This window comes from Mesorhizobium sp. KR1-2 (assembly GCF_040045035.1).
Lineage (GTDB): Bacteria > Pseudomonadota > Alphaproteobacteria > Rhizobiales > Rhizobiaceae > Pseudaminobacter.
This window is the reverse complement of record NZ_JBDZDS010000009.1, coordinates 194,854-218,667: the sequence shown is the minus strand read 5'-3', so window position 1 is coordinate 218,667 and position 23,814 is coordinate 194,854. Positions and strand designations below refer to the sequence as shown.

Here is a 23,814-nt window from a genome sequence, read left to right as displayed (position 1 = left end):
TCAGAATGAGGGAGGTTGGCGCCGCCGTTAGCCCGCCAACGCCACGCGGCGCATCCCGAGCCGTTCATAGAGCCGCACGGCGTCGCGGTTTTCGATGAGGTCGGTCTTGAGGTCGACATGGGCCGCGCCGCGCGCATGGAAGGCGTAAAAAACCTGCCGGAGCAGCGCCTCGCCCAGCCCCAGCCGGCGCGCGTCGGGCCGCACGGCAAGGTCCTTCAGATAGGCGCTGGTCCAGCATTGCGCGGCGGCCACGAGCCCTCCCGCGGCGTCAAACACCAGAAAGCACAGCGCGGGGTCGAATTCGTCGTCGGTCGAGAGCTTTTGCCACCAGGCATCGAAGGGTTCGTCCCGGCGCTCAGGGAACACCTCTGTCAGCAGCGCGTGCAGGGCGGCCGCGTCGGCGGGAGACAAAAGCGTGCGCAGGGCAAAACCGGCCGGCCAGACCGGCGCCTGCAATGTGCAGTCGAGGTCGTAGCGCAGCCGCACCACCTGTTGCCCAGCTGTCGCGCCGGCCTCAGGCATGGTCATGCCGCTCCCTTGGGGTTCCGGAGCGCGGGCCAAAAGCCGGGTCAGGCGCCCACAGTCGCCGCACCGGCGGGCGCGGCGGTGGGCACGGGCGCGGTGGCAGGCGTGATCACCGGCATGTCGGCCGAGGGGGCAGCAACCGGCGTCGCGCCCAGCGCGGCGGGCGCCGGCGTCGCATCAGGCGCGGCGGGCGCCGGCGGAAATTCGCCCTGCACCGAGGCCGGAATGACCTCCGCCACCGGCGGGAATTCGATCTGCGGCTGAGCTGCCTCGGCAACCTCTTCCCTGCTGCGCATGCGGTGACGGTCGGCGCCCATGCCGGTCTCGGTCAGCAGGCCCTTGCGCTTGGCATCGTAGTAATAGCCGCGCCGGTAGAGGTTGTCGGCGCGCGCATAGTCGCCGTCGGCAACGAGCAGCGCGCCGCGCAGATACTTCACCGCGTATTTCAGGTTGGTCTCGGCGTCGAGCAGGCCGTTCGGCGGGCCGTCATAGCCGAGGCCGCGCGCGGTGGAGTGCTTGATCTGCATCAGGCCCCAATGGCCCTTGTTGTAGGCGCCGGGATAAAAATTGCTCTCGCGCTTGACCACGTGGCGCACCAGATCGACCGGCACCTCGTAGACGGCGGCGTATTTGGCGATGAGCTGGTCGACCTTGCCGGAGGATGCGCCGGCCTCGGGCGTGGCATAGGCGCTGGGCGGCGCCACCGGCTCCAGCGAGGCCACCTGCACGGTGGCCGGCTGCTGCTGCGGCTGAGCGGCCGCGATCGGGTCGCCCGGCCGGGACGGCGGCGGAAGCGTGCCTTCGGGCAGTGCCGCCTCGGCCACCAGCGCGGTGGCGTCGGCCGGAGCCTCGGTCGCCTCGGCCACCAGCGGCACCGGCGCGCCATCGACCGGCGCATAGGCGGTCGGCAGCACGGCAACCGTTTCGGGCAGCGGAAAGTCGGCGCTCTCTTCTTCCTCGACGGGCACGGCGGTATTCAGCGCCAGATCGGGCGAAACACCATTGCCGGTGGAAGTACAGGCCGACAGGCTCGCCGCAGAAAGCGCAACGCCGACAGCCAGGAAAATCCGCAAATTGGGCAAGCCCACTCTCACTGAAATCGTTTAAAAATACCCGTCCCGCCCGAAAATCTCTACATGACCCACGCCGTGCCGGCAACCTGCCGGGTCAAGATCGCAATAACGAGGCCGATCAACTGGTGTTTCAGAAGGTAAGAAATGCACCTGTTCTGCATTTGTACCAATTCGTTAACCGTGCTATAAGCGGCAGAAGTCCGGAAAGCGCCTCATGTCTTCTCCCCTTCCCTATCATCTCTTCGAAACCGAGCTGGGCTGGATCGGCATTGCCTGGAGCGGGCGCGGCCTGACGCGGCTGCAACTGCCCGAGCACGACCGCGCCACCACGCAAAGGCGGCTGCTGGCCACCCTGCCCGGCGCCGATGGCGGCCGGCCGGTGGAGTGCGCGGCCGAGGAGTTACCTCCGCAGGTAACCGAGGCAGTGGCGCCGATCCGGCGCTATGCGGCCGGCGAGACGGTAGATTTTTCTGGCGTCGCGGTCGATCTCGGCACCGCCGACGCCTTCCGGCTGGCGATCTACGACGCCGCGCGCCGGCTGGGGTTCGGCGAGGTCACGACCTATGGCGAACTGGCAAGCCGCGCCGGCCATGCCGGGCTGGCGCGCGAGACCGGCCAGGCGCTCGGCAAAAATCCGGTGCCCATCGTCGTGCCCTGCCACCGTATTCTTGCGGCCGGCGGCAAGATCGGCGGCTTTTCGGCGCCGGGCGGCTCGTCCACCAAGGAGCGGCTGCTCGAGTTGGAAGGCGTGCGGGTCGGCCCGCCGCCGCCGGCGCAGGCGTCGTTCGGATTCTAGTAGTGGCGGCGCAGCAGCTTCGGCCGGCGCTCCGGCTCGACCAGGCGGCATTCGCGCACCGGGCAGGCCTTGCTGTCGGCCGTCGGCACCATGGTGGTTTCGGCGCGCTCATTGTGCTTGCAGAAGCGCCGGTCGCACACATAGCGGTCGTAGCGCTCGATGGAAGGATCACGCGGCGAGCGATAGCGCAAGATCACCGCGCCCTCGAGATCGATGCTGGACTGAACCTGCGCGCAGCCCATGCTCGTTGAATCGTAACGGGAAATTGCCTGCGCTTCGGACGCGAGCGTCAGCAGGCAGAGAGCAAGCACCACAGATTTCACCAACACCTCCATGAAAGCCGGCACATCCCCGCCCGGCCTTCTCGCGCTATGGGCGGAAATGGCCGGAAGAATGGCAGGATCGGTACGGAGCGTTTGAAAGCGGTGAATTGATCGGCACGCCCCCCTCTTGTGCTTGCAACCGAGAAGCTCTATATCGAGCGCGTTGATATTTCGGCCGATTGATCTTGTAGTCTCGCGACTTTTGTCGCGTTTGCTTACGTCTATCCCCAAAATCTCGATACCCACGACTGGATGATGCCAGTCAAACAACGTTGCAAACGCAAGGAATACAAGCACATGGCAACCGGCACCGTAAAGTGGTTCAACGCAACCAAGGGCTTCGGCTTCATCCAGCCCGACGCTGGCGGCGCGGACGTTTTCGTTCACATCTCCGCCGTTGAGCGCGCTGGCATGTCCACCCTGACCGACGGCCAGAAGATCAATTTCGAGATCGAGCAGGACCGCCGCACCGGCAAGTCCGCTGCCGGCTCTCTCTCCAAGGCCGGCTGATTTGAGGCGCGCGCCGGACCGGCGGTTCGGAGCGCTCAGCAAGTCACGGATGTACTGGCGGCTGCGCGACAAGCGCGCCGAAGGTCAAGGCTAGGGGCCGACGCGGCAGATTGCCGCCGGACCTGGTCGGTGAACTCCAGATCAGCCCGATCGGGCATGGAAGGCGGGGCAACACCCCGCCTTTTTTTCATCGAAAGTTGAAAGCCGGCACCGACAGCGATTGGCTGCCGGGAACACAGGCTCAGGGCAGCCACTCGATCGGCACGTGGCCGGGCTCGGCCCGCACACGCGCCAGCCAGTCCGTCACCGCCGGATAGGCAGCAAGATCAAAGCCCCCCTTCCCGGCCTCGTGGGTGTAGGCATAGAGCGCAATGTCGGCCACGCTCATGGCGCTGCCAGCGAAAAAGTCGTTCTGCGCGAGATGCTTTTCCATGACGCCAAGTGCCTTGTTGCCACGCTCCAGGGTCAGAGCTAGGCGCTCGGGCGTCGCATCCTTAGCGCGTCCCGGAACGGTCAGCAGCGCCTTGCGCACCGCAATGTAAGGCTCGTGGCTGTACTGCTCGAAGAACAGCCATTGATAGGCTAGCCCACGCGCATAGCGGTCGGCCGGCAGCAGCGGCGTTCCTTCGGCGAAGTAGAGCAGGATCGCATTGGACTCGGCCAGCAACCGGCCGTCCTCCAGTTCCAAGAGCGGCACCATGCCGTTGGGATTCTTTGCCAGATAGTCGGGCGTCCGCGTGGCGCCGCTGTGAGAGCTGACCTCGACATGCTCGAACGACAGGCCGAGCTTGGCCATCAGCAATCGCGGCTTGTAGCAATTGCCGCTGTCGACCATTCCATAAAGCTTGATCATGTGCACCCCTTTCCGAAAGAGGCGACTATCGCCCTGGTGCCGGTGCGCATCCAGTGATTTGTTTTGGTCGGTAGATCATTTCGGCTGATGGATCCGGCGCAGCCGCGAGGCAAACCTGCGCCAAGCCGATGCTCAGTTCGTTTCCCTGCGGCCGAACCGTTTTTGGGGCTTCTTCGCTGCCTTGGCGTCGGGCTCTGGCGCCGCCAGCTCTTTCGTCGTCTCCTCCGCCGGCTTCGGCTGGAAGCTGCTTTGGACGATTTCCGGCCGCGCGAGAACAAAACCCTGCACCATGGAAGCGCCGGATTTTTCGGCAAGCTCCAGTTGCCAGCCTTCCTCGATGCCCTCGAACACAGTGGTGATGCCCTGCTCCGCGAATTTTTCGACCATGGCGGTCAGAAGCGCAAAGCCCGCACCCGTGGCCATCAGTCGGCCGATCCACTGGGCGTCAAACTTCACGATGTCGGGGCGCAGGGCCTTCACCCGCTTGATGTCGGAATCCTCCGCACCGTAGTCGTCGATGGCGATCCGCAACCCACCCGCCCGCAGTGCCTTGACGAAGGCTTGCAGCGCCTCGGGCGACGCGGCCTTCTGCTCCGTCACTTCGCAGACAACCCGGCACGGATCGATCCCCACCTCGCGCATCACCTTGCGCATGTCGTCCAGCGCACCGGCGGCCACCGACCGTTCGGTGAAAAGCGACGGATCGAAGTTCACGAAGATGGTAGCGTCTGGCGCCAGGCAGGCTGCGGCATTGTGCAAGTGCAGGGTGCGGGTGAGTGTCTCGACATCCAGTCGTTCGGACACCGCGATCGCGCTGAAGAAGATACCGGGCGATATGCGCTCGCCACCCAGCGAGGGGCGCACCAACCCTTCATAGGCAACGATCTTGGGCTTGCCCCCAGGTTGGAAGGCAAAAATCGGCTGAAATGCCGTCTCCAGAACAAACGCTCCCCAGGAGGCCCTGGAGGTTCCGGCGCTCTGTCGGATTATCTGGGCGGGCCCGACAGTGCGAGACACGATTCTTGTTGGCTCCGATATTGATGCGAAACATTCGCACATAAGTTTTTATCGCACGTTAATGAACCGCCCGGCCCGCGAATTATCTCGTGTCCTGCTATGCGACGCTTGCGATTTGCCGCACAATCCGACATGAAAAGCGCCGCCAATCCCAGGCTGCCCATGAAATGGAGATGAACTCATGGCCTTCCTTGCTGACGCACTTTCCCGCGTAAAGCCTTCTGCGACGATCGCCGTCACCCAGAAAGCGCGCGAGCTGAAAGCGAAAGGCCGGGACGTTATCGGCCTTGGCGCGGGAGAGCCTGACTTCGACACTCCGGACAATATCAAGAATGCGGCGATCGAAGCGATCCGCCGCGGCGAGACCAAGTATCCGCCTGTTTCGGGCATTGCCCCGCTGCGCGAGGCCATCGCCAAGAAGTTCAAGCGTGAGAACAATCTCGACTACAAGCCCGAGCAGACCATCGTTGGCACCGGCGGCAAGCAGATCCTGTTCAACGCCTTCATGGCGACGCTGAACCCCGGCGACGAGGTCGTGATCCCCACCCCCTACTGGGTGAGCTATCCCGAGATGGTGCTGCTGTGCGGCGGCACGCCGACCTTTGCCCAGACCACCGACGCCAACGGCTTCAAGCTGACCGGCGCGGCGCTGGAAAAGGCGATCACCCCGCGCACCAAGTGGCTGGTGCTCAACTCGCCCTCCAACCCGTCGGGCGCGGCCTATACCGAGGCCGAACTCAAGGAACTCGCCGAGGTTCTGCTGCGGCATCCGCAGGTCTGGGTGCTGACCGACGACATGTATGAGCATCTGACCTATGGCGATTTCGTCTTCAAGACCATCGCCGAGGTCGAGCCACAGCTTTACAGCCGCACGCTGACCATGAACGGCGTGTCGAAAGCCTACGCCATGACCGGCTGGCGCATCGGCTACGCCGCAGGCCCCATCGAGCTCATCAAGGCCATGGACATGATCCAGGGTCAGCAGACCTCGGGCGCCTGCACCATCGCGCAGTGGGCCTCGGTCGAGGCGCTCAATGGTCCGCAGGACTTCATCGCCAAGAACAAGGCGATCTTCCAGGCGCGCCGCGACCTCGTGGTGTCGATGCTCAACCAGGCACGCGGCATCTCCTGCCCCTCGCCGGAAGGCGCGTTCTACGTCTACCCGTCCTGCGCGGATCTGATCGGCAAGAAGGCCCCGTCCGGCAAGGTGATCGACGGCGACGAGAGCTTCTGCTCGGAGCTGCTCGAAGCTGAGGGCGTTGCGGTGGTGTTCGGCTCGGCCTTCGGCCTTGGCCCGAACTTCCGCATTTCCTACGCCACCTCGGAGGCGCTGCTGGAGGAAGCCTGCACGCGCATCCAGCGCTTCACGGCTTCCCTGACCTGATCCGGTCAGTAGCCCTGAAACGAAAAAAGCCCGGCGGAGACGCCGGGTTTTTTATTTCAATGCCATGAGAGCTTGATGCCGTCAAAGGAGGCCGGCGAGCGGTGCCGCCAGCCGCCAGATGATCAAGCTTCCAACCAGCACTTGGTCAGTGCGTGGCTGCCCATCAGCTCGCCGTTCGGATCGTCGACCCAGCCGCCGACCTTTTCGCTGGTGGCGTCGACGTAGTTGTTGAACATCGGGATGATCACGCCGCCCTCGTCGCGCAGCATCACGCCCGCCTGGCGATAGATCTCCTTGCGCTTGGCCTGGTCGAGCTCGGCGCGGGCGGCGAAGATCAGCTTGTCGAAGTCCGGACGGAAGAAGCGGGTGTCGTTCCACTCGGCGTTGGACAGATAGGCTATCGAATAGACCTGGTCCTGCGTCGGCCGCCCCGTCCAGTAAGACATGGAGAAGGGCTGCTTGTTCCACACCTCCGACCAGTAGCCGTCGCCGGGCTCGCGCTTCACCTCGATGTTGATACCGGCCTTGGCCGCCTGCTGCTGATAGAGCTGGGCGGCATCGACCGCACCGGGGAACGCCACGTCCGAAGTGCGCAGCAGCACCGGTCCGTCATGGCCCGACTTCTTGAAGTGGAACTTCGCCTTGTCGGGATCGTACTTGCGCTGCTCGATATCGTCCGAGAACAGCGCATAGGCGGCGGTCACCGGCATGTCGTTGCCGACCGAGCCGTAGCCGCCGAGGACTTTCTGCACCATTTCCTCGCGATCGACGGCATATTTCAGTGCCAGCCGCAGGTCGTTGTTGTCGAAGGGCGCGGTGTTGCAGTGGGCGATGAAGACATAGTGCCCCTTGCCCGGCACGTTGCGGATCTGCACGCCCGGCACGCGCTTGAGCATCTCGATGATCTTGGGCTCGATGCGATTGATCATGTGCACCTGCCCGCCCTGCAGCGCCGACATACGCGCGGTGGAATCGTTGATCACCACGATCTCGATCTGGTCGGCATGACCGCGCGCTTCGGGTGCCCAATAGTCCTTGAAGCGCTCGCCGACATGGCGCACGCCAGGCTCGTTGGAGACGACCTTGTAGGGGCCGGTGCCGATACCGGCGGTCGGATCGTCCTTGCCGCCGTTCGGCTGGATCATCAGGTGGTAGTCGCCGACGACGTAAGGCAGGTCGGCATTGGGCTCCTTGAGCACGATGACGACATTGCCGCCGTCGACCTTGACGCTCTCGAAGCCGCTGACGAAGGGCAGCGCGGCGGATTTGGAGTTCTCGTCTGCGTGCCGCTCCAGTGTGGCCACCACGTCGGCCGGCGTCAGCTCCTTGCCGTTGTGGAAGGTCACGCCCTTGCGGATCTTGAAGGTCCAGGTCTTGGCGTCGGCTGAAGCGTCGTACTCTTCGGCAATGCGCGGCTCGATCTGGCCGGTCGGCGAGACCTCCAGAAGCTGCTCGCCCCAGCAGCGGCCCAGCGTGTAAGGCACCTGGCTCGCCCAACTGCCTGGATCGAGGCTGTTGGTGGACTCGCCGCCCACCATGCCGGCCTTGAGCACGCCGCCCTTGACCGGGCCTGCAGCGCGCGCGGCGCCGCCGATCAGCGTGTTGGCGAACGCCGCGGTCACGCCAAGCGCTGCGGCGCGGCCGAGAAAGTCGCGCCGCGACAGGCGTCCGCGCACGACTTCGCGGCTCAGGAATTCCAGTTCATTCGACATGTTTCGATCTCTCCTCCTCGATCGGGTCGACTGTTGCCGTCGTTGTTCCCCTATCGGCATGGATATTGACCGCGGGGGTGGATGGCTCAATAGGCCGGCTGCGACATCGGATGGCGCAAACGGCATCTGATTTCCTGTCGCTATTCTGGCGTTCAAGGGAGGCGCCAGAGCGCAATTCCCTTGCCCTCGGCCCCTGCCCGTGTGACGATGATTTTGGCGGATCGGACGGTTCCGCCACGCGACGGCCGGAAGGCCGGCCGCCGCCTGAGTGTTCTCGCATCAGGAGGAGGTCGCATCATCATGGGCAATCGCGCTGGAGGAAGACGTACGGGACCGAAATGCATCGCCATCGTCGGTCCCTTTTCAAGCGGTAAAACCACTCTTCTTGAAGCCATTCTCGCCCGCACGGGCGCCATACCTCGCCAGAATCCGATCTCTTCCGGAAACACCGTATCCGATTACTCGCCCGAGGCCCGGGCGCACGCCATGAGCGTGGAAGCGACCTTCGCCACGACCGACTTCATGGGCGAAAGCCTCACCCTCGCAGATTGCCCCGGCTCGATCGAATTCGCCTTCGAGGCCGAGCCGGTGCTGGCGGCCTGCGACCTTGCCGTGGTCGTGGCCGAAGCCGACGAGAAGAAGATCCCGGCCCTGCAGCTCATCATGCGCAGGCTGGACGAACTCGGCGTGCCGCGCATCCTGTTCCTCAACAAGGTCGACAAGACCGAGGCCGGCGTGCGCGAGACGCTGAAGATGCTGCAGTCGACCAGCCGGACGCCTCTGCTGCTGCGCCAGATACCGCTGCGCAAGGATGGCGTCGTGGTCGGCTCGATCGACCTGGCGCTGGAGCGCGCCTACGTCTATCGCGAATATGCCGAAAGCCAGATCGCCGAAATCCCGAACGACGAAAAGGCGCGCGAGATGGAAGCGCGCTTCTCCATGCTCGAGACGCTGGCCGATCACGACGACGCGCTGATGGAGCAGTTGCTGGAAGAGATCGAACCGCCCAAGGACGCGATCTTCGACGATCTTTCCGCAGACCTGCGCAGCGGGGCGGTGACGCCGGTGCTGATCGGCTCGGCCGAAAAGGGCAACGGCGTGCTACGTCTGCTCAAGGCGATCCGCCACGATGCGCCGGACGTGGAGACGACCCGGAAGCGGCTCAACGCGCCGAACGGCGGCCAGACCGTGGTCCAGGTGATGAAGACCATCCACACCGCCCACGGCGGCAAGCTTTCGGTCTCCCGCATCCTGTCCGGCTCGGTCGCCGATGGCGCCGAACTGTTCATGCCCGGCGGAGCCAGCGCCAAAGTGTCCGGCATCTACCGGATGTTCGGCAAGGATCAGATCAAGCAGGCGTCGGCGGACGTCGGCGAGACGGTTGCGCTCGGCAAGCTCGACAATGTCAGGACAGGACAGACGCTGACGGCCACGAAGGGCGGCATGCAGCCGCTCGTCACCTTCGAGCTGCCCGAGCCCGTATTCGCCTTCTCCGTGCACCCGAAGGAGCGCAAGGACGATGTGCGAATGTCGACCGCCCTCCAGCGGCTGGCCGAGGAAGACCCCTCGCTGTCCCTGCGCCACCAGCAGGATTCGAGCGAGACCGTGTTGTCGGGCCACGGCGAGATGCATCTGCGCGTCACCGTCGAGCGCCTGGAAGGCAAATACCAGATCCCGGTCGAGGCAAGGCCGCCGGCAGTGCCCTACCGCGAGACGATCCGCAAGGCGACGCAGCAGCGCGGTCGCCACAAGAAGCAGTCGGGCGGGCATGGCCAGTTCGGCGACGTGGTGCTGGACATAAAACCGCTGCCCCGCGGCACAGGCTTCGAGTTCACCGACACGATCACCGGCGGCGTGGTGCCGAAGACTTACATCCCCTCGGTCGAGGCCGGGGTGCGCGACTTCCTCCGCTCCGGTCCGCTCGGCTTTCCCATCGTCGACATCGCGGTCAATCTCGCGGACGGCTCCTACCACACCGTCGATTCATCGGACATGGCTTTCCAGATGGCAGCCAAGCTCGCCATGAAGGAAGGCCTGGCCGCCTGCTCGCCGGTGTTGCTGGAGCCGATCATGAAGGTGGAGATCTTCACCCCGTCGGACGCCACCGCCCGCATCACCGGTATAGTGCCGCAGCGGCGCGGCCAGATCCTCGGCTACGATGCGCGGCCGGGCTGGCCCGGCTGGGACGTGATCGAAGCGACCATGCCCCAGGCCGAGATCGGCAATCTCATCATTGAGCTGCGTTCGGCCACCGCCGGGGTCGCCAGCTATCGCGCCGCCTTCGATCACATGGCCGAATTGACCGGCCGTCTGGCCGACGAAGCGATGAACGCTGGCGGAAAGGCGGCGTAACCTCCCCGCTGGCAGGCCGCGAATGAAAATCGGCGTCCGGATTGGGTCCGGACGCCGATTTGCGGACCGTGCCGCCCCGGATGGATGTGGGAGGAAAGCAGCACGTCAGGCCCGCCGCAAACTCGCTTCCCCAAAATGCGCCGCGCATGCGCCAGAGGTTGGACGCGGCAGCTGCCTGGGCCTGGTCCGAGCGGGTGATGCCCCCATCCCCCGACGATCCAGCGCCGCGTCCTCAGACTGCCTAGCAGAGGCGGCTCATTCCGGGCAGGTTACGAGAGGTTACATGTCACGGTTACGTCGGCAAAAACCGAGCCGCTGAGGCAGGCGTTGTATTTCACCGCATATGGCGAGCGCCTGTTCCGATCGATCGTTGGGTTGCTGGTAGGCAGCCCAAATTCCGGGCACAAAAAAAGCCGGATCAAATTGACCCGGCTAAGTTTGATTGGAAGTGCCGATTAAGGCTAAACCTCCAGAGGGGAACACTCTAGGGCGCTAATGGGAGGAGGAACGCGCCCAGGAGATGGCTGTTATATGGGCTACCCCTGCTCAGGAAACAAGCACCTTCATTGCAAGGCACCCATGCAAAATGACGCAGGCTGTGGTCCAACCGTGGACCATTCAATGGGGCCAGGGAAATCCGCCACTTTTCCGCCACGGCGGATGGACTTCCATATCGAAGCCCGTTGAATGTCTGGCGCATAATTAGGCAGGTTAACCGCGAATCCTTAACGCGAGCCGAAAAGGGGAAGATGCATGCGCAGACCCCTCGCGATTGCCGGCACTGCCGTCTTCCTGATAATCGCCCCCGGCATCGTGGCCGGGGTTGCACCCTGGCTCTTGACCCAGCGTTATGGTCGGCCGTTCTCATCCGCGGCCGGAGTGCTGCCGCTCGGCGTTCTCCTCATCGCCGTGGGCGTCGGGGTGCTCCTCCATGCCTTCGCCCGCTTCGCGCTGGAGGGCTCCGGCACGCCCGCCCCGGTTGCGCCGACCGAAAGGCTGGTCGTCGGCGGAGCCTATCGCTATGTGCGCAACCCCATGTATCTGGCAGTGCTGTCGATCATCCTTGGACAGGCGCTGCTGTTCGCCTCCTGGACGCTCGTGGTCTATGCCGCTTTTGCCTGGGCGGCGACTTTCGCCTTCGTGCGCCTCTACGAGGAGCCGACGCTGGCGCGGCGCTACGGCGACCAATACGAGGCCTATCGCCGCGCGGTTCCGGGTTGGGTGCCTAGACTCACGCCGTGGCGCGGCGCGTGAAAGATTTGGAGAAAAGGCGCAACCGGCTCAGTAAGGCCAGTTGCGCGCCTTGGCGATGACGAAGTCGCGGAACACATGCAGCTTCGCCTGGTTCTTCATCGCATCCGGATAGCAGAAATAAGTGTCGAAGGACGGCACCTCGGTTTCGGGTAGCACCTGGACCAGCCCGGAATCCTTGCTCACCACATAGTCGGGCAGCATGGCGATGCCCGCGCCGGTCTGGACCGCGCGCTTGATCGACAAAATATCGTTGATCTGGAGATTGGCCACGCGCTGGCCGCCCTCGAAATCGCCGACGGTCTCCAGCCAGTTCAGCTCGCTCAGATGCGAGGGCACCGGCACGCCGAAGGTGACGATGCGGTGATTGCGCAGTTCGGCGATGCTTTCCGGCTTGCCGTATTTGTTCACATAGGACGGCGAGGCATAGAGGTGGAAATGCACCGTGAACAGCCGGCGCTGGATAAGGTCGGGCTGCTGGGGCTGGCGCAGGCGCAGCGCGCAGTCGGCCTGGCGCATGGTCAGGTCCAACTCCTCGTTGGCGAGGATGAGCTGGAGGTTGATCTCCGGATAGAGTTCGAGGAATTCCTGCACGCGTTCGGTCAGCCAGCCGGCGCCCAGGCCGACCGTTGTCGTCACGCGAAGCACGCCGGACGGCCGGTCCTTCGCCTCGGTCAGCCGCGTCTTGATCGATTCCAGCTTCATCAGCACGTCGTGCGCCGTGCGGAACAGCATCTCGCCCTGCTCGGTCAGCACCAGCCCGCGCGCATGGCGGTGGAACAGCGGCACGCCGACATCGTGCTCCAGCGCGCTCACCTGACGCGAGATCGCCGATTGCGACAGGCGCAGTGTCTCGGCCGCATGCGTGAACGAACCCGCTTCCGCCGCGGCGTGAAACACGCGTAGCTTGTCCCAGTCGAGTGCCATGTTCCCCTCGTTGCGCCGGCCTGTTCGGGTACCGGTCTGTTCTGCCCTATTCCGCGGCTTCACGGAGCGCTTCGACGCCAGCGAGATATTTCTCCGCTTCCAGCGCCGCCATGCAGCCAAGGCCGGCCGCAGTCACGGCCTGGCGATAGATGTCGTCGGTGACGTCGCCGGCGGCGAACACGCCCGGCACGTCGGTGCGGGTCGAGTCCGGCGCGGTCCACAGATAGCCATTGGGCTTCTGCTTCAGCTTGCCGGCGAAAAGCTCAACCGCCGGCGCATGGCCGATCGCCACGAACAAACCGTCGATGGGCAGTTCGCTCTGCGCGCCGGTCACCACATTGCGCAGCTTCAGGGCGTTTGCCGAGGACGGCAACGGCGGCTTGCCAGGAATACCGACAATCTCGTCCACCACCGTGTTCCAGATGACCTTGATGTTTTCCTTCTGCGCCAGCCGCTCGCGCAGGATGCGCTCGGCGCGGAAATCGTCGCGCCGATGGATGACCGTGACGCTCTTGGCCAGGTTCGACAAATAGAGCGCCTCTTCGACGGCGGTGTTGCCGCCGCCGACGACCGCGACATCCTTGCCGCGATAGAAGAAGCCATCGCAGGTGGCGCAGGCCGAAACACCGAAGCCCATGTAAGCCTGCTCGCCGGGAATGCCCAGCCACTTGGCCTTGGCGCCCGTGGCGATGATGAGCGCATCACACGTATATTGGGTGCCAGAGTCGCCCTTCAGACGGAACGGCCGCACATTGAGCTCGACCTCGGTGATGACGTCGTTGACGATCTCGGCACCGACATGCTCGGACTGCTTGAGCATCTCGCCCATGAGCCAAGGGCCCTGGATCGGGTCGGCGAAGCCGGGATAGTTCTCGACATCGGTGGTGATCATCAGTTGGCCGCCCTGCTCCAGCCCGGCGACCAGCACCGGCTTCAGCATGGCGCGCGCGGCGTAGATGGCGGCCGTATAGCCGGCCGGGCCGGAGCCGATGATGAGGACGGGCGCATGTTTGATCGTCATGGAAAGGCCTTCATGAACTGGAAGCGGCATGTGCCGATGCGGATTTGATATTTCGCGCTAATCTAGGTGTTGGGGTCAGGACCAGCAAGGCGGCGAATCGACCATCCCCGGAAAGCTTTGCATCGCACGGATCATGCCGCCGCGAAGCGGTTCGACACGTAGCGCAAAATTTGGCATTTCCGGGGCCTGACGCCACGCCGCTTATAGTTTAATTACAAGATCGCGACAGATTCTTGCGCCCACCACATCGGAAAGACAACAATGCCGCTCAAGGCCGACCTCGACGCGATCGACTGGAAAATCCTGCACGAGCTCCAGAACGAGGGACGCGTCACCAATGTCGAATTGTCGCGCCGCGTCGGCATCTCGGCCCCGCCCTGCCTGAGGCGGGTCAAGCGACTTGAGGATTCCGGCATCATCCGCGGCTATCGCGCGTTGCTGAACGCGCCGGCGCTGGGCATGGATGTGGTGGCCTTCTGCATAGTGGGGCTGCACCACCATGCCGAGACGGAACTGAAGGCCTTCGCCGACCGCACAAGGCTTTGGCCGATCGTGCGGCAGGCATGGATGGTCTCGGGCGATTCCGACTTCATGCTGCATTGCGTGGCGAGCGACCTCACCACCTTCCAGAACTTCGTCATCGAGGACCTCGCCTCGGCCCCCAACGTCGACACCGTGCGAACCGCCCTGACCATCCGCCAGGTCAAGGATGAAGGCCTGGTGGCGATTGGGTAGAGTTTCTCGATTCCTGACATCCTGATCGCCAGCACTGACGACTACTTTCCAGAAGCTGGCTGGCAGGTTGCGGTCGCGAAACCGTTTGTCCCGACATTCTGTCCGAGGCGCGATCTGGACCACCATCGCAGCCTTCTTTAATAGTCTCATCCACACAGTCGTGCCGCAGCTGGGGGATGAAAGCATGCCGCGCAAAACCGTGCCGATCTCGGCCTTCATCATCTGCAAGAACGAGGTTGCGGTGCTCGGCGCCTGCCTTGAGAGCCTCGACATCTGCGATGAGATCGTCGTCGTGGATTCCGGTTCCACCGACGGCACGCTGGAACTGATCGAGGATTATCGGGCGCGCGGCCTCCCCATCCGGCTTGTCCACCAGGAATGGCTGGGTTTCGCCCGGCAGAAACAGTTCGCGCTGGAGCAGTGCACGTCCGCCTGGTGCCTCAACCTCGATAGCGACGAGCGGCTCGACGACCGGTTGAAAGCTCAACTACTCGACCTGGACCTCGACCAGCCCGGCGTGGCCGGCTACGCCATCCGGCGACCGGAATACCTGCCGGGCTACGGCTATCCGCCGGCCGCCGTGCACGCCCGCTATCATGTGCGCGTCGTGCGTAAGGACAGCGCACGCTACGACACGGACCTCGTGGTGCATGAATCGCTGATCGTCGACGGAGAGGTCCGCAAGCTGCCGCGCGGGCGCATCCTGCATTTCCGCAACCTCTCCATCCAGGAGGACTGCAGCAAGATGAACGGCTATTCGAGGCTGAAGGCTTTCGAAGGCCACCGGCGGGGCAAGACCTCCGGCCTCTCCAAGATCATGCTGAAGCCGCTGGCGCAGTTCCTCAAATTCTATCTCGGCCAGCGCTATTTCCTGTGCGGCACGCCGGGCTTCATCTATTCGATCATGCTTTCGAGCTATGTCTTCATGACCGAGGCAAAGCTCTACCGCCTGTCAAGAAACGGCATGCCGTCCGAATAGCCGACCTGGAGCGGGATGGCCCGAAAAGTCTGGAGCTTTTCGGGGCCTGCTCTACCCTTTCGCCCAGACCCGGTCGTAGACCTTGCGAATACCCTCGGCCTCGCGCCGCAGCGGGAAGTCCGCGCGCGCATGCGCAAGGGCCGACTCAGCCGCGGCCCCGCGGGCGGCTTCATCGTCCATGAAGCGTCCAGAAGCCGCGATTATTGCAGGAAGGTCTTCGCGGGCAACGACATTGCCCGTCACGCCTTCGATGACCAGTTCGGAAAAGGCGCCGACATCGGTCGCCACCACAGGCACGCCGCTCGACATGGCCTCGAGCGGGGTCAGCCCGAACCCTTCCCAGCGCTGCGGCGCGATGTAGAGCGACATCGCACCGAACCAGGGCGTGACGTCCGGAACCTCGCCGACGAACAGGATGCGATCGGCAAGTCCCGCTGCCGCGGCCTTCTGCTTCAGTTCCTGCTCGAACTCGACATGCTGGACGGTCGTGCGCCCGGTTATCACCGCCGACCAGTTGGGCCGGCTCGGCAGAAGCTCGATCATGGCGTCGACGAAGAGATCGACCCCTTTCTGATGACGCACGCGGCCGAAGCAGCCGACATAGTTCCGCGTCGGATCGAGGCCGAGCGCCGTCAGCGCCGCGGCCTTGTCCTTCGGCGGCGTGAACCTATCGGTGTCGACGCCGTGCATCACCACGGTGCTGGGCACCTTGAGATAGGCGGCCGCCTTGCTGCTGGTGGCGATGACGGCATCCATCCGGCGGATCAGGAATTTCGTCCAGCGCGTGTGATCGCGCTGTCCGGCAGAGGTGAAGACAAGCGACATCGGCGCCCGGAAGATCGCCTTCAGGACCAGGCCGGCCAGCATCTCGATGTTGCGCCTTGCATGCCAGATGCGCTTGCGCCCGGAGCGCGGCCGCTTGAGCAGGGAAAACACCTGCCACCAACGCATCTTGGGCAGGCTGTCGGGCAGGCCCGGCCCGATCGTCGTGATGCCAAGGCTCCGCGCCTGGATGGGCACGAGCTGGATGACGGTGCTAGTGACGCCCGAAAGGCGCCGCTTGATGTGCGGCGCAATCACCTCGACCTGGGCCATGTCGGGCACAGCTGCATGCGTGGTCGCGGCGCCAGGCGTCACGGCCACATCTCGGTCGGCCACTGCAGAAGGTCTCAAATGAAATTGACCTCGACCACTTCATAGCCGCGCGGGCCACCGGGCGCATTGACCTCGATCGTCTCGCCGACCTCCTTGCCGATCAGCGCACGCGCGATCGGCGAGGAAATGGAAATGCGCCCGGACTTCACGTCGGCTTCCTGGTCGCCGACGATCTGATAGGTCTTTTCCTCTTCGGTCTCTTCGTCCACCAGCTTGACGGTGGCGCCGAACTTGATCTTGTCGCCGGAGAGCTTCGAGATGTCGATCACCTCGGCGCGGGCGATCAGGTCCTCGAGCTCGTGCACGCGGCCTTCATTGAGGCTCTGCGCCTCCTTGGCGGCATGGTACTCGGCATTTTCGGAAAGGTCGCCATGCGCGCGCGCTTCGGAGATCGCCTCGATGATGCGCGGACGCTCGTCCTGTTGGCGCCACCGCAGTTCTTCCTTCAGCGTTTCGAATCCGGCGGCGGTCATGGGGACCTTGTTCATGATAGTCTGCCTTTCCTCAAAACACCTTCCCCCCGTTGCAACTCATGCGTAAAAAACGCGGGTAGGCACAAAAAGAAAACGGTCCAGCGACAAAAGCCGCACGAACCGTCTGATGCATTTCTGCCCAATATAGCAATCTTGGAGGATTTTTCACCTTAAAAAGCAATCCCCGGAAATTCGTGCACCGTTCGATGGGCGCAAGCGGTGACTTTCCCCGGTATTCCGGAATCTCAACGCCATCACGGAGGCGCTTGCCGGATGGGCCGCGCCGCCTATGTCGAAACCATGAACACGACCAAAGCGCATGTCGGAAGAGTGCTGTTCCTTTGCTTGTGCGCAAGCCTGCTCACCACCGGCTTCGCCATCGCGGCGTCGAAAGTCTTCGACACCCAGAAGGTCAAGGTCACTGCGGAAGTCGTGGCGAAGGGGCTGGAGCACCCTTGGGCCATCGCCTTCCTGCCGGATGGCGATGCGCTGGTCACCGAACGGTCGGGGCGCATGCGCATCCTTTCGCATGGAAAGCTGTCCAAGCCGGTTCCTGGTGTCCCGGAGGTAGCGGCAATCGGTCAGGGCGGCCTGCTCGACGTGGTGCTGTCGCCGCATTTCGACACCGACGGGCTGATCTTCTTCACCTTCGCCCAACCTGGCGAAGGTGGCGCCGGGACGGCAGTGGCGCGGGCGAAGCTGGTGCGCGAAGGCGAGAGTGCCCGCCTGGAGGATGTAAAGGTCATCTTCTCGATGGCCCGCAAGACCGCCTCGCCGCTGCAATTCGGGTCGCGCCTGGTATTTGCACCCGACGGCACATTGTTCGTCGGCACCGGCGACCGCGGCGACGCCATGCGTGCGCAGGACATGCATGACAGCGCCGGCGCCGTGCTGCGCATAGAGCCGGACGGTTCCATCCCGCCCGACAATCCCTTTGCCGATGGCAAAAAGGGGCTGCCCGCGCTCTGGTCCAAGGGGCATCGCAACATCCAGGGCGCGGTGTTCGATCCCCTCACCCATGCCCTGGTCACCACCGAGCACGGCCCGATGGGCGGCGACGAGGTCAACCAGCCCGAGGCCGGCAAGAACTACGGCTGGCCGATCATCACCTATGGCCGCGACTATTCAGGCGCCAAGATCGGCATCGGCACCGCAGCGCCCGGCTACGAGCAGCCGCTGTACCACTGGACCCCGTCGATCGCGCCGTCCGGCCTTGCCGTGTATGAGGGAACCATGTTCCCCGAGTGGAAGGACGACCTTCTGGTCGGTGCGCTGAAATTCGAGCTCGTCGCGCGGCTGACACGCGACGCCCATGGCAAGATCACTGGCGAGGAACGCATGTTCAAAGGCGCCTTCGGACGCATCCGCGACGTGCGGCTGGCGCCCGACAGCTCCGTCTGGCTGCTGACCGACGAGGAAAATGGTGAGATCATTCGTCTGTCGCGGGCGAAATGAAACTCGCTGTTGCGCTGAAGGCGCGGGCGGCGTCCTAGCCGCCGCCACCCCTGCGACAGGCTCGCCTATTTCTTTCCCACAGGCCACTGCGCCGGCCAGTTTTCCGGGCCGCCGGCATAGTCGCCGTCGCAATCGCCCTTGGAGCGCGCCTCCAGAAGCACGAAGGCAGGGCCTTCCCCTTCCGTGCGCAGCCGCCATTTGTCCAAGCCGCCGCAGTCGCCGATCCCGCGCCCCTTGAAGAAGCCGGTCAACACACGTGCCGGCTGGTTCCAGTCGATGTTCCAGGCCTGCGAAACCGTGGTGGGACCTTCGTCCGACATGGCCGGTAGCGCCAGCGGATCGATCTCGCCGTCGCGGTCGATGAACAAGGCGAAGGGCTGGTTGTAGGCGCCGCCTTCGCCGCAGGGCAGAGCCAGCAGGTGAACGCCCTCGCCGACATCGGCATCGAAGCCGCCATAGCCGAAGCGACTCTCGTCATCGAAGCTGCAGCTGCCATCGCCCTTGAAACGGCCACGGATCGCCTCGGGAATGTCGTCGATGGCCGAGATCTCCCGAACCTGCGCCGCCGGGCTCGTGCCCTCGCCCTTCACCTGCAGCGCATCCTTCGCCTTCAGACGGCCCTGCGTCTCATCGGTAAAGATCAGCGCCCCGACCAGCCCCGAAAGCGAAAAGGAACTGCGCCCCTCGCCCGCCTTGGAGGCGTAGGTTAGCTCGAGCTTGCCGGCGTTGCGCAGCGCGTCGAGCAGCTTCTGCGTGTCTGCATCGCCCGCAAAGCTGTATTCGCCGCTGTCCTCGCTGTGGCTTGCCTTGGCGAGCGGCAGGGACAGGACCGTCTTGCCGTCGACGACGAAGCCGAGATCGGTCCCCGAAGACAACTCGTCCGCCGATACCACCACGTCCAGCGGCGCATCCGGTCCCGCCTTGCGCATCAGCGAAAAGGCGGTGACCGCTGGGTGCTCCGGCGACTTCGCGAGCGTCTGGATGCGGCAGGTCTGCGCCAAGGAGCAGGACACCTCGAAATCCTTGATCTGCTTGTAGGCATCGGCCGAAGCGGCCGATAGGCCGCAAAGGCCGAACAATGCCGTGACAAGAAACAAACGCATGCGAAAAAAACCCTCTCCATTGCCCTCGGCGATTGTCGCCCGTGGCCCTTGCCGCCACGCGCGGCGATGCTATGACAAGCGGCCTTTCATCTCCAGCGGTCCATCCCCTCCAAATGACACGTATCCAGGCCAATCTGCTCCTTTTGCTCGCCGGTGCCATGTGGGGCATGGGCTTCGTCGCCCAGTCGTCCGCCATGGACTCGGTCGGGCCGTTTGTGTTCATCGGTTTGCGCTTCGTGCTGGCAACGCTGGCCGTGCTGCCTTTCGCGATCCGCGAGGGACGGCGTGCCGAGCGCGCACTGACGGCGCGCAACTGGCTGGCCTTCGTCTGGGTGGGGCTGATGATGCTGGGCGCGATCGCCTTCCAGCAGATCGGCCTTCTCACCACCACCGTCACCAACTCCGGCTTCCTGACCGGCCTTTACGTGGTGATGACGCCGCTTTTCACCGTCGTCCTTTTCCGCAACTGGCCGCATCCGATCGTCTGGCCGGCTGCGCTGACTGCGCTTGCCGGCATCTGGTTCCTCTCGGGCGGGGCCGTCGAGGCTCTGAACCCGGGCGATTGGCTCACGGTCCTTGCCGGCGGCTTCTGCGCGCTTCAGGTCATCTTCATCGCCCGCGCCGCCTCCGGCACCGGCCGACCCATCACGCTCGCGGTCACGCAGTTCGCCGTCTGCGCCGTTGCCGGACTGGCGGTCGCGCTGATCCATGAACCGATCGACTGGGGCGCGATCCGCATCGCCGCGCCCGAGATCGTCTATGCCGGCGTGTTTTCCGGTGCGATGGCATTCACGCTCCAGGTGATCGGCCAGCGCTACACGACCGCCCCGCAGGCGGCGATCTTCCTGTCGTCGGAAGCGCTGTTCGCAGCGCTGTTCGGCGCGCTCATCCTCGGCGAACGCCTGCCGGCGAGCGGCTTCCTGGGCTGCGGCCTGATCTTCCTGGCGATCGTCGCCGTCGAGGTCCTGCCGATGGTGTTTGCGAAGAAGTCTGCCGTCACCCTCTGAAGATCAGCGTCGCTCCACCGGCAATCAGCGTGAAGCCGAGCAGGTGGTTCAAGGTGAACGACTCCTTCAGGTACAGCACCGAGAACACCGCGAAGACCGTGAGCGTGATCACCTCCTGCATGGTCTTCAGCTCGGCCACCGAATAGGTCTGGCTGCCGATGCGGTTTGCCGGAACGGCGAGCCAGTACTCCACGAAGGCGATTAGCCAGCTCACCAGTACCGCGACGTAGATCGGCGAGGTCTTGAATTTCAGGTGTCCGTACCAGGCGAACGTCATGAAGACGTTCGAGGCCACGAGCATCAGAATCGGTATGACTTTGGGCGACAGGAGGGCCATGCGGGAACCCGTTTGGTGGGAGGAAGCGCCATTTCAAGGCTTCGCCCTGCGCTGTCAATCCTCACTCAATCGAGTCGCGGCCTTGCCGTAACATCGCGCGTGACGTCGGCTGCAAAAGGTCTATCATCCGAAAAGGCAGCTCAGGAGAAGCTCCGTGCGCCAGAAGGCCGACAGGGAATGGGACTTGACCATAGGTCCCGACACCGTTCGCCTCTTCATCGAGAAGGCGAAGGTGATCAGCGCGGCCATGAACGACGACTATGTCGACGGCGGCGAGCACGAGATCGAACTCGATGGCAGCGACAAGGGCGACACCCACGCGCATGCCGGGCTCGTCGAAGAGGAGTCCGAAGACCTGACCGAGGAGGAGCTGCGCGAGCTCATCGACGACCTGAATGTCGACGAAGCGGCCGAACTCGTCGCGCTGGCCTGGATCGGGCGCGGCGACTACGACGCCGCAGAATGGTCCGAAGCTGTGGCGGAGGCACGCCGGCGCGGCAACAGCCGCACCGCCAAATATCTGCTCGGCATGCCGATGCTGGGCGATTGGCTCGAGGAAGGTCTGGAGGCGATCGGCGCATGAAAGCCTGTCACCCTTCGTGATCGGCGCTCGGCAACCGGACAGCCCAGCTGGCCGTTGCAGTGCCGATGAAGCTTTCACCGTTGGGCATGCGGGCAAAATTCCTGCCTCTGACGGCAGCGGCGCTGCTGTGCGTGACTGCGACCGACGCAAAGCCGCCCAGGCTGCCTAACAACGTTCCGGTGCCTGAGGTCTTCTCGCCACCGGCTGGCAACATCCTGCCCGAGAAGCTTGGAGATACGCCATTGCCGGAGCCTCGCCCGAAGCTATCCGGCGATCCTGACAACTCGACCGTCGCAGGCGAAGCTTCAAAACCCGATGCAGGCGCCCCTGTGACGCCCGAGAAGGCCCCACTTCCAGAGCAACGCCCCGCACAATCCCCTCCGAGTGAAAATGGCAAGGAATCCCCGGGTTCCGAAGACAACAGCCAAGAAAAGAGAGCACCTGCGCCGCTGCCGGCCCCCCGCTCCAGCGCCCGACCATCGGCAACAATGCCGGCCGAAGAAATCGCTTGCCGGAAGCGGCTTGTAAGCCTCGGCGTGAGCTTCGAGGAACGCCCCTCTGAAAGCGACCCGGAAGGCTGTGCCGTTCCCTATCCGCTCGCCGTCAAGACGCTCGGCAAGGCGATCGACATTGCGCCCGATGTGGTGATGAACTGCGCCATGGCCGAAGCTGTCGCCCGTTTTGCCACCGACAGCATCTCGCCTGCGGCCCAGGCGGCCTACGGCGAGGAGCTGAAATCCGTCTCGGATGCTTCAGGCTATGCCTGCCGACCGCGCAACGGTACGACCACGCTTTCCGAGCACGCCTTTGGCAATGCGCTCGACATTGGCCGCTTCACGCTTTCCAAGGGTACCGAGGTCGACGTGGTGCCTGCGCCGGAGGAGAAAGCCGCCAAGTTCCTGGCCGATATTCGCAAGGCCGCCTGCGGACCCTTCAAGACCGTGCTTGGGCCCGGCAGCGATGCCGACCATACCCGCCACCTTCACCTGGATCTGGCCCCGCGCAAGCATGGCGCCACGTTCTGCCAATAGTCCGGCCGAAGGATGCAGGGCGCAGCGGCGCGTTCGGACCGCCGACGTAACGCCGGTGCTGACCATTCATTTACCATGGCGACCTATCCTGCCTGCTGCAAGCACAGGAAGCCGCTCATGGCCCAGAAATTTCAAGCCTCGCCAGGGCCGGCACGGCGAATCGGCACATCGCGGGCCCTCGCCGGCGTCGGTGCGGCATTGCTCGTCATCGTAGTTGCCTCCTGCAGCACCGACGGGGTGATGGCGCTGAGGCCGGAGGTGGATGTCGGCATGCAGACCGCCGCCGTACCTCCAAGGCCGGTGCAGCCCGCCCCCACCTTCGCTTCGCTGGAGCCCGTCCAAGCGCCGTTCGAGCCCGCCCTCGCCCCGACGGACGCTGAAACCGACGAGCCGGACGAGACATCCATTCAGTCGTCGGGCATGCCCGCGCCGGCTCCCTTGGAGCCTCCGATGGTGGTTGCCGCGGTCATCCCGCCCGCCTCCGTCAAGCCGAGCGGCTTGCAGACGCTGGTCCCCTCCAACCCGATGATGGTCAGCTATCCGCGCATGAACACGCCGATGGCGCCCAGCGCGGCGATGCCGTCAGACGAGGTCGCCTGCCGCAACGACCTGAAGCGCCTCGGCGTGACTTTCCGCAATCTCGCGCCCATCAACGATGGCGGAGCCTGCCGGGTGGACTACCCGGTGCTGGTGTCGGCCATCGGCAGCGTGGAGATGAAGCCTGCCGCGACGCTGAGCTGTCGCATGGCGGCCACCTTCGCGCGCTGGACCCGCAACGAACTGGTGCCCGCGGCGCGCTGGCGCTACTGGTCCGGCGTGAAGACCATCCACCAGGGCTCGAGCTATTCGTGCCGTCGCATCGCCCGCACCACCGTCCCGTCCGAGCACTCGAAGGGCAACGCACTGGACGTCATGCGCATCGAACTCACCAGCGGCAAGGACATCGACGTGCGCAAGCCGGGCTGGTTCGCCTTCCGCGAAAAGGGCTTTCTCAACACCGTGCGCTCCGATGGCTGCGACTATTTCACCACCGTGCTTGGCCCCGGCTACAATTACGATCACCGCAACCATTTCCACTTCGACATCAAGCCGCGCCGCAACGGTTACGTCGCGTGCCGATAGGATCGGGAGCGGACCTTCGAGAGCAGAAATAGATTATCCGGGCCCTGACTGCTGTCGTCGGACGGAAAAACGCAGTGCCCTATTTGCCGT

General features: G+C 64.3%; 24 protein-coding genes. 12 read left to right on the top strand and 12 right to left on the bottom strand.

The genetic code is table 11. From position 1 onward, the window contains the following. Positions 1-27: 27 nt before the first annotated feature. Both ABLE85_RS18480 and ABLE85_RS18475 read right to left on the bottom strand, forming a co-directional pair. The gene (locus ABLE85_RS18480; RefSeq protein ID WP_348794171.1) at positions 28-528 is read right to left on the bottom strand and encodes a GNAT family N-acetyltransferase; all 501 of its coding nucleotides are present in this window, start codon (positions 526-528) and stop codon (positions 28-30) included. 41 nt (positions 529-569) lie between these two features. Next, positions 570-1,607 carry a lytic transglycosylase domain-containing protein gene (locus ABLE85_RS18475; RefSeq protein ID WP_348794170.1) on the bottom strand — a complete coding sequence of 346 codons (1,038 nt, stop codon included), beginning with the start codon at positions 1,605-1,607 and terminating at the stop codon, positions 570-572. A 205-nt stretch (positions 1,608-1,812) separates the two neighbouring features. On the opposite strand from ABLE85_RS18475, the gene ABLE85_RS18470 reads away from it, so the two are divergent. Then, the gene (locus ABLE85_RS18470; RefSeq protein ID WP_348794169.1) at positions 1,813-2,394 is read left to right on the top strand and encodes a methylated-DNA--[protein]-cysteine S-methyltransferase; all 582 of its coding nucleotides are present in this window, start codon (positions 1,813-1,815) and stop codon (positions 2,392-2,394) included. Here ABLE85_RS18470 and ABLE85_RS18465 read toward each other — a convergent pair. Next, positions 2,391-2,717, bottom strand: a complete 327-nt coding sequence (locus ABLE85_RS18465; RefSeq protein ID WP_348794168.1) for a hypothetical protein — start codon at positions 2,715-2,717, stop codon at positions 2,391-2,393. The genes ABLE85_RS18470 and ABLE85_RS18465 overlap by 4 nt on opposite strands. A gap of 297 nt (positions 2,718-3,014) precedes the next feature. Between ABLE85_RS18465 and ABLE85_RS18460 the strand changes: the two genes are divergently transcribed. Continuing rightward, a complete protein-coding gene (locus tag ABLE85_RS18460) occupies positions 3,015-3,227 on the top strand; it encodes a cold-shock protein (protein WP_348794167.1) in 213 nt (70 codons plus the stop codon). A gap of 241 nt (positions 3,228-3,468) precedes the next feature. Here ABLE85_RS18460 and ABLE85_RS18455 read toward each other — a convergent pair whose 3' ends face one another. Both ABLE85_RS18455 and ABLE85_RS18450 read right to left on the bottom strand, forming a co-directional pair. Beyond that, complete coding sequence (locus tag ABLE85_RS18455) at positions 3,469-4,080, bottom strand: glutathione S-transferase family protein (RefSeq protein ID WP_348794166.1); 612 nt, start codon at positions 4,078-4,080, stop codon at positions 3,469-3,471. A gap of 132 nt (positions 4,081-4,212) precedes the next feature. Beyond that, positions 4,213-5,097 (bottom strand): EAL domain-containing protein, encoded by an 885-nt coding sequence (locus tag ABLE85_RS18450; protein WP_348794165.1) that lies wholly within the window; start codon positions 5,095-5,097, stop codon positions 4,213-4,215. A 181-nt stretch (positions 5,098-5,278) separates the two neighbouring features. On the opposite strand from ABLE85_RS18450, the gene ABLE85_RS18445 reads away from it, so the two are divergent. Further along, on the top strand, positions 5,279-6,481 hold the full coding sequence (locus ABLE85_RS18445) for a pyridoxal phosphate-dependent aminotransferase (protein WP_348794164.1): 1,203 nt from the start codon (positions 5,279-5,281) through the stop codon (positions 6,479-6,481). Between the two features lie 122 nt (positions 6,482-6,603). On the opposite strand, the gene ABLE85_RS18440 is transcribed toward ABLE85_RS18445, so the two are convergent. Then, entirely contained in the window at positions 6,604-8,193 is a 1,590-nt protein-coding gene (locus ABLE85_RS18440; protein WP_348794163.1) for an ABC transporter substrate-binding protein, read from the bottom strand. A gap of 300 nt (positions 8,194-8,493) precedes the next feature. On the opposite strand from ABLE85_RS18440, the gene ABLE85_RS18435 reads away from it, so the two are divergent. Together ABLE85_RS18435 and ABLE85_RS18430 are read left to right on the top strand one after the other, a co-directional pair. Next, positions 8,494-10,545 (top strand): elongation factor G, encoded by a 2,052-nt coding sequence (locus tag ABLE85_RS18435; protein ID WP_348794162.1) that lies wholly within the window; start codon positions 8,494-8,496, stop codon positions 10,543-10,545. Positions 10,546-11,298: 753 nt separating this feature from the next. Next, positions 11,299-11,799: an isoprenylcysteine carboxylmethyltransferase family protein gene (locus ABLE85_RS18430; RefSeq protein ID WP_348794161.1), complete on the top strand. Its 501-nt coding sequence runs from the start codon at positions 11,299-11,301 to the stop codon at positions 11,797-11,799. Positions 11,800-11,826: 27 nt separating this feature from the next. On the opposite strand, the gene ABLE85_RS18425 is transcribed toward ABLE85_RS18430, so the two are convergent. Further along, positions 11,827-12,723: a LysR family transcriptional regulator gene (locus tag ABLE85_RS18425; protein ID WP_348794160.1), complete on the bottom strand. Its 897-nt coding sequence runs from the start codon at positions 12,721-12,723 to the stop codon at positions 11,827-11,829. 46 nt (positions 12,724-12,769) lie between these two features. Next, positions 12,770-13,744, bottom strand: a complete 975-nt coding sequence (gene trxB, locus ABLE85_RS18420; RefSeq protein WP_348794159.1) for a thioredoxin-disulfide reductase — start codon at positions 13,742-13,744, stop codon at positions 12,770-12,772. 261 nt (positions 13,745-14,005) lie between these two features. Here trxB and ABLE85_RS18415 point away from each other — a divergent pair, with 261 nt between their 5' ends. Continuing rightward, positions 14,006-14,479, top strand: coding sequence for an Lrp/AsnC family transcriptional regulator (locus ABLE85_RS18415; RefSeq protein WP_348794158.1), 474 nt, complete (start codon positions 14,006-14,008; stop codon positions 14,477-14,479). A 184-nt stretch (positions 14,480-14,663) separates the two neighbouring features. Continuing rightward, positions 14,664-15,458 carry a glycosyltransferase family 2 protein gene (locus tag ABLE85_RS18410; RefSeq protein WP_348794157.1) on the top strand — a complete coding sequence of 265 codons (795 nt, stop codon included), beginning with the start codon at positions 14,664-14,666 and terminating at the stop codon, positions 15,456-15,458. A gap of 51 nt (positions 15,459-15,509) precedes the next feature. On the opposite strand, the gene ABLE85_RS18405 is transcribed toward ABLE85_RS18410, so the two are convergent. Both ABLE85_RS18405 and greA read right to left on the bottom strand, forming a co-directional pair. Then, on the bottom strand, positions 15,510-16,562 hold the full coding sequence (locus tag ABLE85_RS18405; RefSeq protein ID WP_348794217.1) for a glycosyltransferase family 4 protein: 1,053 nt from the start codon (positions 16,560-16,562) through the stop codon (positions 15,510-15,512). Positions 16,563-16,627: 65 nt separating this feature from the next. Next, positions 16,628-17,101 carry a transcription elongation factor GreA gene (gene greA / locus ABLE85_RS18400; RefSeq protein WP_348794156.1) on the bottom strand — a complete coding sequence of 158 codons (474 nt, stop codon included), beginning with the start codon at positions 17,099-17,101 and terminating at the stop codon, positions 16,628-16,630. Between the two features lie 258 nt (positions 17,102-17,359). Between greA and ABLE85_RS18395 the strand changes: the two genes are divergently transcribed. Continuing rightward, on the top strand, positions 17,360-18,541 hold the full coding sequence (locus ABLE85_RS18395) for a PQQ-dependent sugar dehydrogenase (RefSeq protein ID WP_348794155.1): 1,182 nt from the start codon (positions 17,360-17,362) through the stop codon (positions 18,539-18,541). A 65-nt stretch (positions 18,542-18,606) separates the two neighbouring features. Here the strand turns inward: ABLE85_RS18395 and ABLE85_RS18390 are convergent, their stop codons facing one another. After that, entirely contained in the window at positions 18,607-19,644 is a 1,038-nt protein-coding gene (locus tag ABLE85_RS18390) for a DUF1176 domain-containing protein (RefSeq protein WP_348794154.1), read from the bottom strand. Between the two features lie 113 nt (positions 19,645-19,757). On the opposite strand from ABLE85_RS18390, the gene ABLE85_RS18385 reads away from it, so the two are divergent. Continuing rightward, positions 19,758-20,651 (top strand): DMT family transporter, encoded by an 894-nt coding sequence (locus ABLE85_RS18385; protein WP_348794153.1) that lies wholly within the window; start codon positions 19,758-19,760, stop codon positions 20,649-20,651. Here ABLE85_RS18385 and ABLE85_RS18380 read toward each other — a convergent pair. Beyond that, entirely contained in the window at positions 20,641-20,988 is a 348-nt protein-coding gene (locus ABLE85_RS18380) for a DMT family protein (RefSeq protein WP_348794152.1), read from the bottom strand. The two genes, ABLE85_RS18385 and ABLE85_RS18380, sit on opposite strands and share 11 nt — an antisense overlap. A 154-nt stretch (positions 20,989-21,142) precedes the next feature. On the opposite strand from ABLE85_RS18380, the gene ABLE85_RS18375 reads away from it, so the two are divergent. The 3 genes from ABLE85_RS18375 to ABLE85_RS18365 all read left to right on the top strand — a co-directional run bounded on the left by ABLE85_RS18375 (position 21,143) and on the right by ABLE85_RS18365 (position 23,724). Then, positions 21,143-21,571, top strand: coding sequence for a DUF3775 domain-containing protein (locus ABLE85_RS18375; protein ID WP_348794151.1), 429 nt, complete (start codon positions 21,143-21,145; stop codon positions 21,569-21,571). 65 nt (positions 21,572-21,636) lie between these two features. Then, on the top strand, positions 21,637-22,602 hold the full coding sequence (locus tag ABLE85_RS18370) for an extensin family protein (RefSeq protein ID WP_348794150.1): 966 nt from the start codon (positions 21,637-21,639) through the stop codon (positions 22,600-22,602). Between the two features lie 117 nt (positions 22,603-22,719). After that, a complete protein-coding gene (locus ABLE85_RS18365) occupies positions 22,720-23,724 on the top strand; it encodes an extensin family protein (RefSeq protein WP_348794149.1) in 1,005 nt (334 codons plus the stop codon). The last annotated feature ends 90 nt before the right edge of the window (positions 23,725-23,814 follow it).

What these genes read in the sequence shown, in the direction of transcription:
- ABLE85_RS18480 (WP_348794171.1), bottom strand. Translation starts at nt 528, where the DNA reads ATGACCATGCCTGAGGCCGGCGCGACAGCTGGGCAACAGGTGGTGCGG.
- ABLE85_RS18470 (WP_348794169.1), top strand. Translation starts at nt 1,813, where the DNA reads ATGTCTTCTCCCCTTCCCTATCATCTCTTCGAAACCGAGCTGGGCTGG.
- ABLE85_RS18460 (WP_348794167.1), top strand. Translation starts at nt 3,015, where the DNA reads ATGGCAACCGGCACCGTAAAGTGGTTCAACGCAACCAAGGGCTTCGGC.
- ABLE85_RS18455 (WP_348794166.1), bottom strand. Translation starts at nt 4,080, where the DNA reads ATGATCAAGCTTTATGGAATGGTCGACAGCGGCAATTGCTACAAGCCG.
- ABLE85_RS18445 (WP_348794164.1), top strand. Translation starts at nt 5,279, where the DNA reads ATGGCCTTCCTTGCTGACGCACTTTCCCGCGTAAAGCCTTCTGCGACG.
- ABLE85_RS18440 (WP_348794163.1), bottom strand. Translation starts at nt 8,193, where the DNA reads ATGTCGAATGAACTGGAATTCCTGAGCCGCGAAGTCGTGCGCGGACGC.
- ABLE85_RS18435 (WP_348794162.1), top strand. Translation starts at nt 8,494, where the DNA reads ATGGGCAATCGCGCTGGAGGAAGACGTACGGGACCGAAATGCATCGCC.
- ABLE85_RS18430 (WP_348794161.1), top strand. Translation starts at nt 11,299, where the DNA reads ATGCGCAGACCCCTCGCGATTGCCGGCACTGCCGTCTTCCTGATAATC.
- ABLE85_RS18425 (WP_348794160.1), bottom strand. Translation starts at nt 12,723, where the DNA reads ATGGCACTCGACTGGGACAAGCTACGCGTGTTTCACGCCGCGGCGGAA.
- trxB (WP_348794159.1), bottom strand. Translation starts at nt 13,744, where the DNA reads ATGACGATCAAACATGCGCCCGTCCTCATCATCGGCTCCGGCCCGGCC.
- ABLE85_RS18415 (WP_348794158.1), top strand. Translation starts at nt 14,006, where the DNA reads ATGCCGCTCAAGGCCGACCTCGACGCGATCGACTGGAAAATCCTGCAC.
- ABLE85_RS18410 (WP_348794157.1), top strand. Translation starts at nt 14,664, where the DNA reads ATGCCGCGCAAAACCGTGCCGATCTCGGCCTTCATCATCTGCAAGAAC.
- greA (WP_348794156.1), bottom strand. Translation starts at nt 17,101, where the DNA reads ATGAACAAGGTCCCCATGACCGCCGCCGGATTCGAAACGCTGAAGGAA.
- ABLE85_RS18395 (WP_348794155.1), top strand. Translation starts at nt 17,360, where the DNA reads ATGGGCCGCGCCGCCTATGTCGAAACCATGAACACGACCAAAGCGCAT.
- ABLE85_RS18390 (WP_348794154.1), bottom strand. Translation starts at nt 19,644, where the DNA reads ATGCGTTTGTTTCTTGTCACGGCATTGTTCGGCCTTTGCGGCCTATCG.
- ABLE85_RS18385 (WP_348794153.1), top strand. Translation starts at nt 19,758, where the DNA reads ATGACACGTATCCAGGCCAATCTGCTCCTTTTGCTCGCCGGTGCCATG.
- ABLE85_RS18380 (WP_348794152.1), bottom strand. Translation starts at nt 20,988, where the DNA reads ATGGCCCTCCTGTCGCCCAAAGTCATACCGATTCTGATGCTCGTGGCC.
- ABLE85_RS18370 (WP_348794150.1), top strand. Translation starts at nt 21,637, where the DNA reads ATGAAGCTTTCACCGTTGGGCATGCGGGCAAAATTCCTGCCTCTGACG.
- ABLE85_RS18365 (WP_348794149.1), top strand. Translation starts at nt 22,720, where the DNA reads ATGGCCCAGAAATTTCAAGCCTCGCCAGGGCCGGCACGGCGAATCGGC.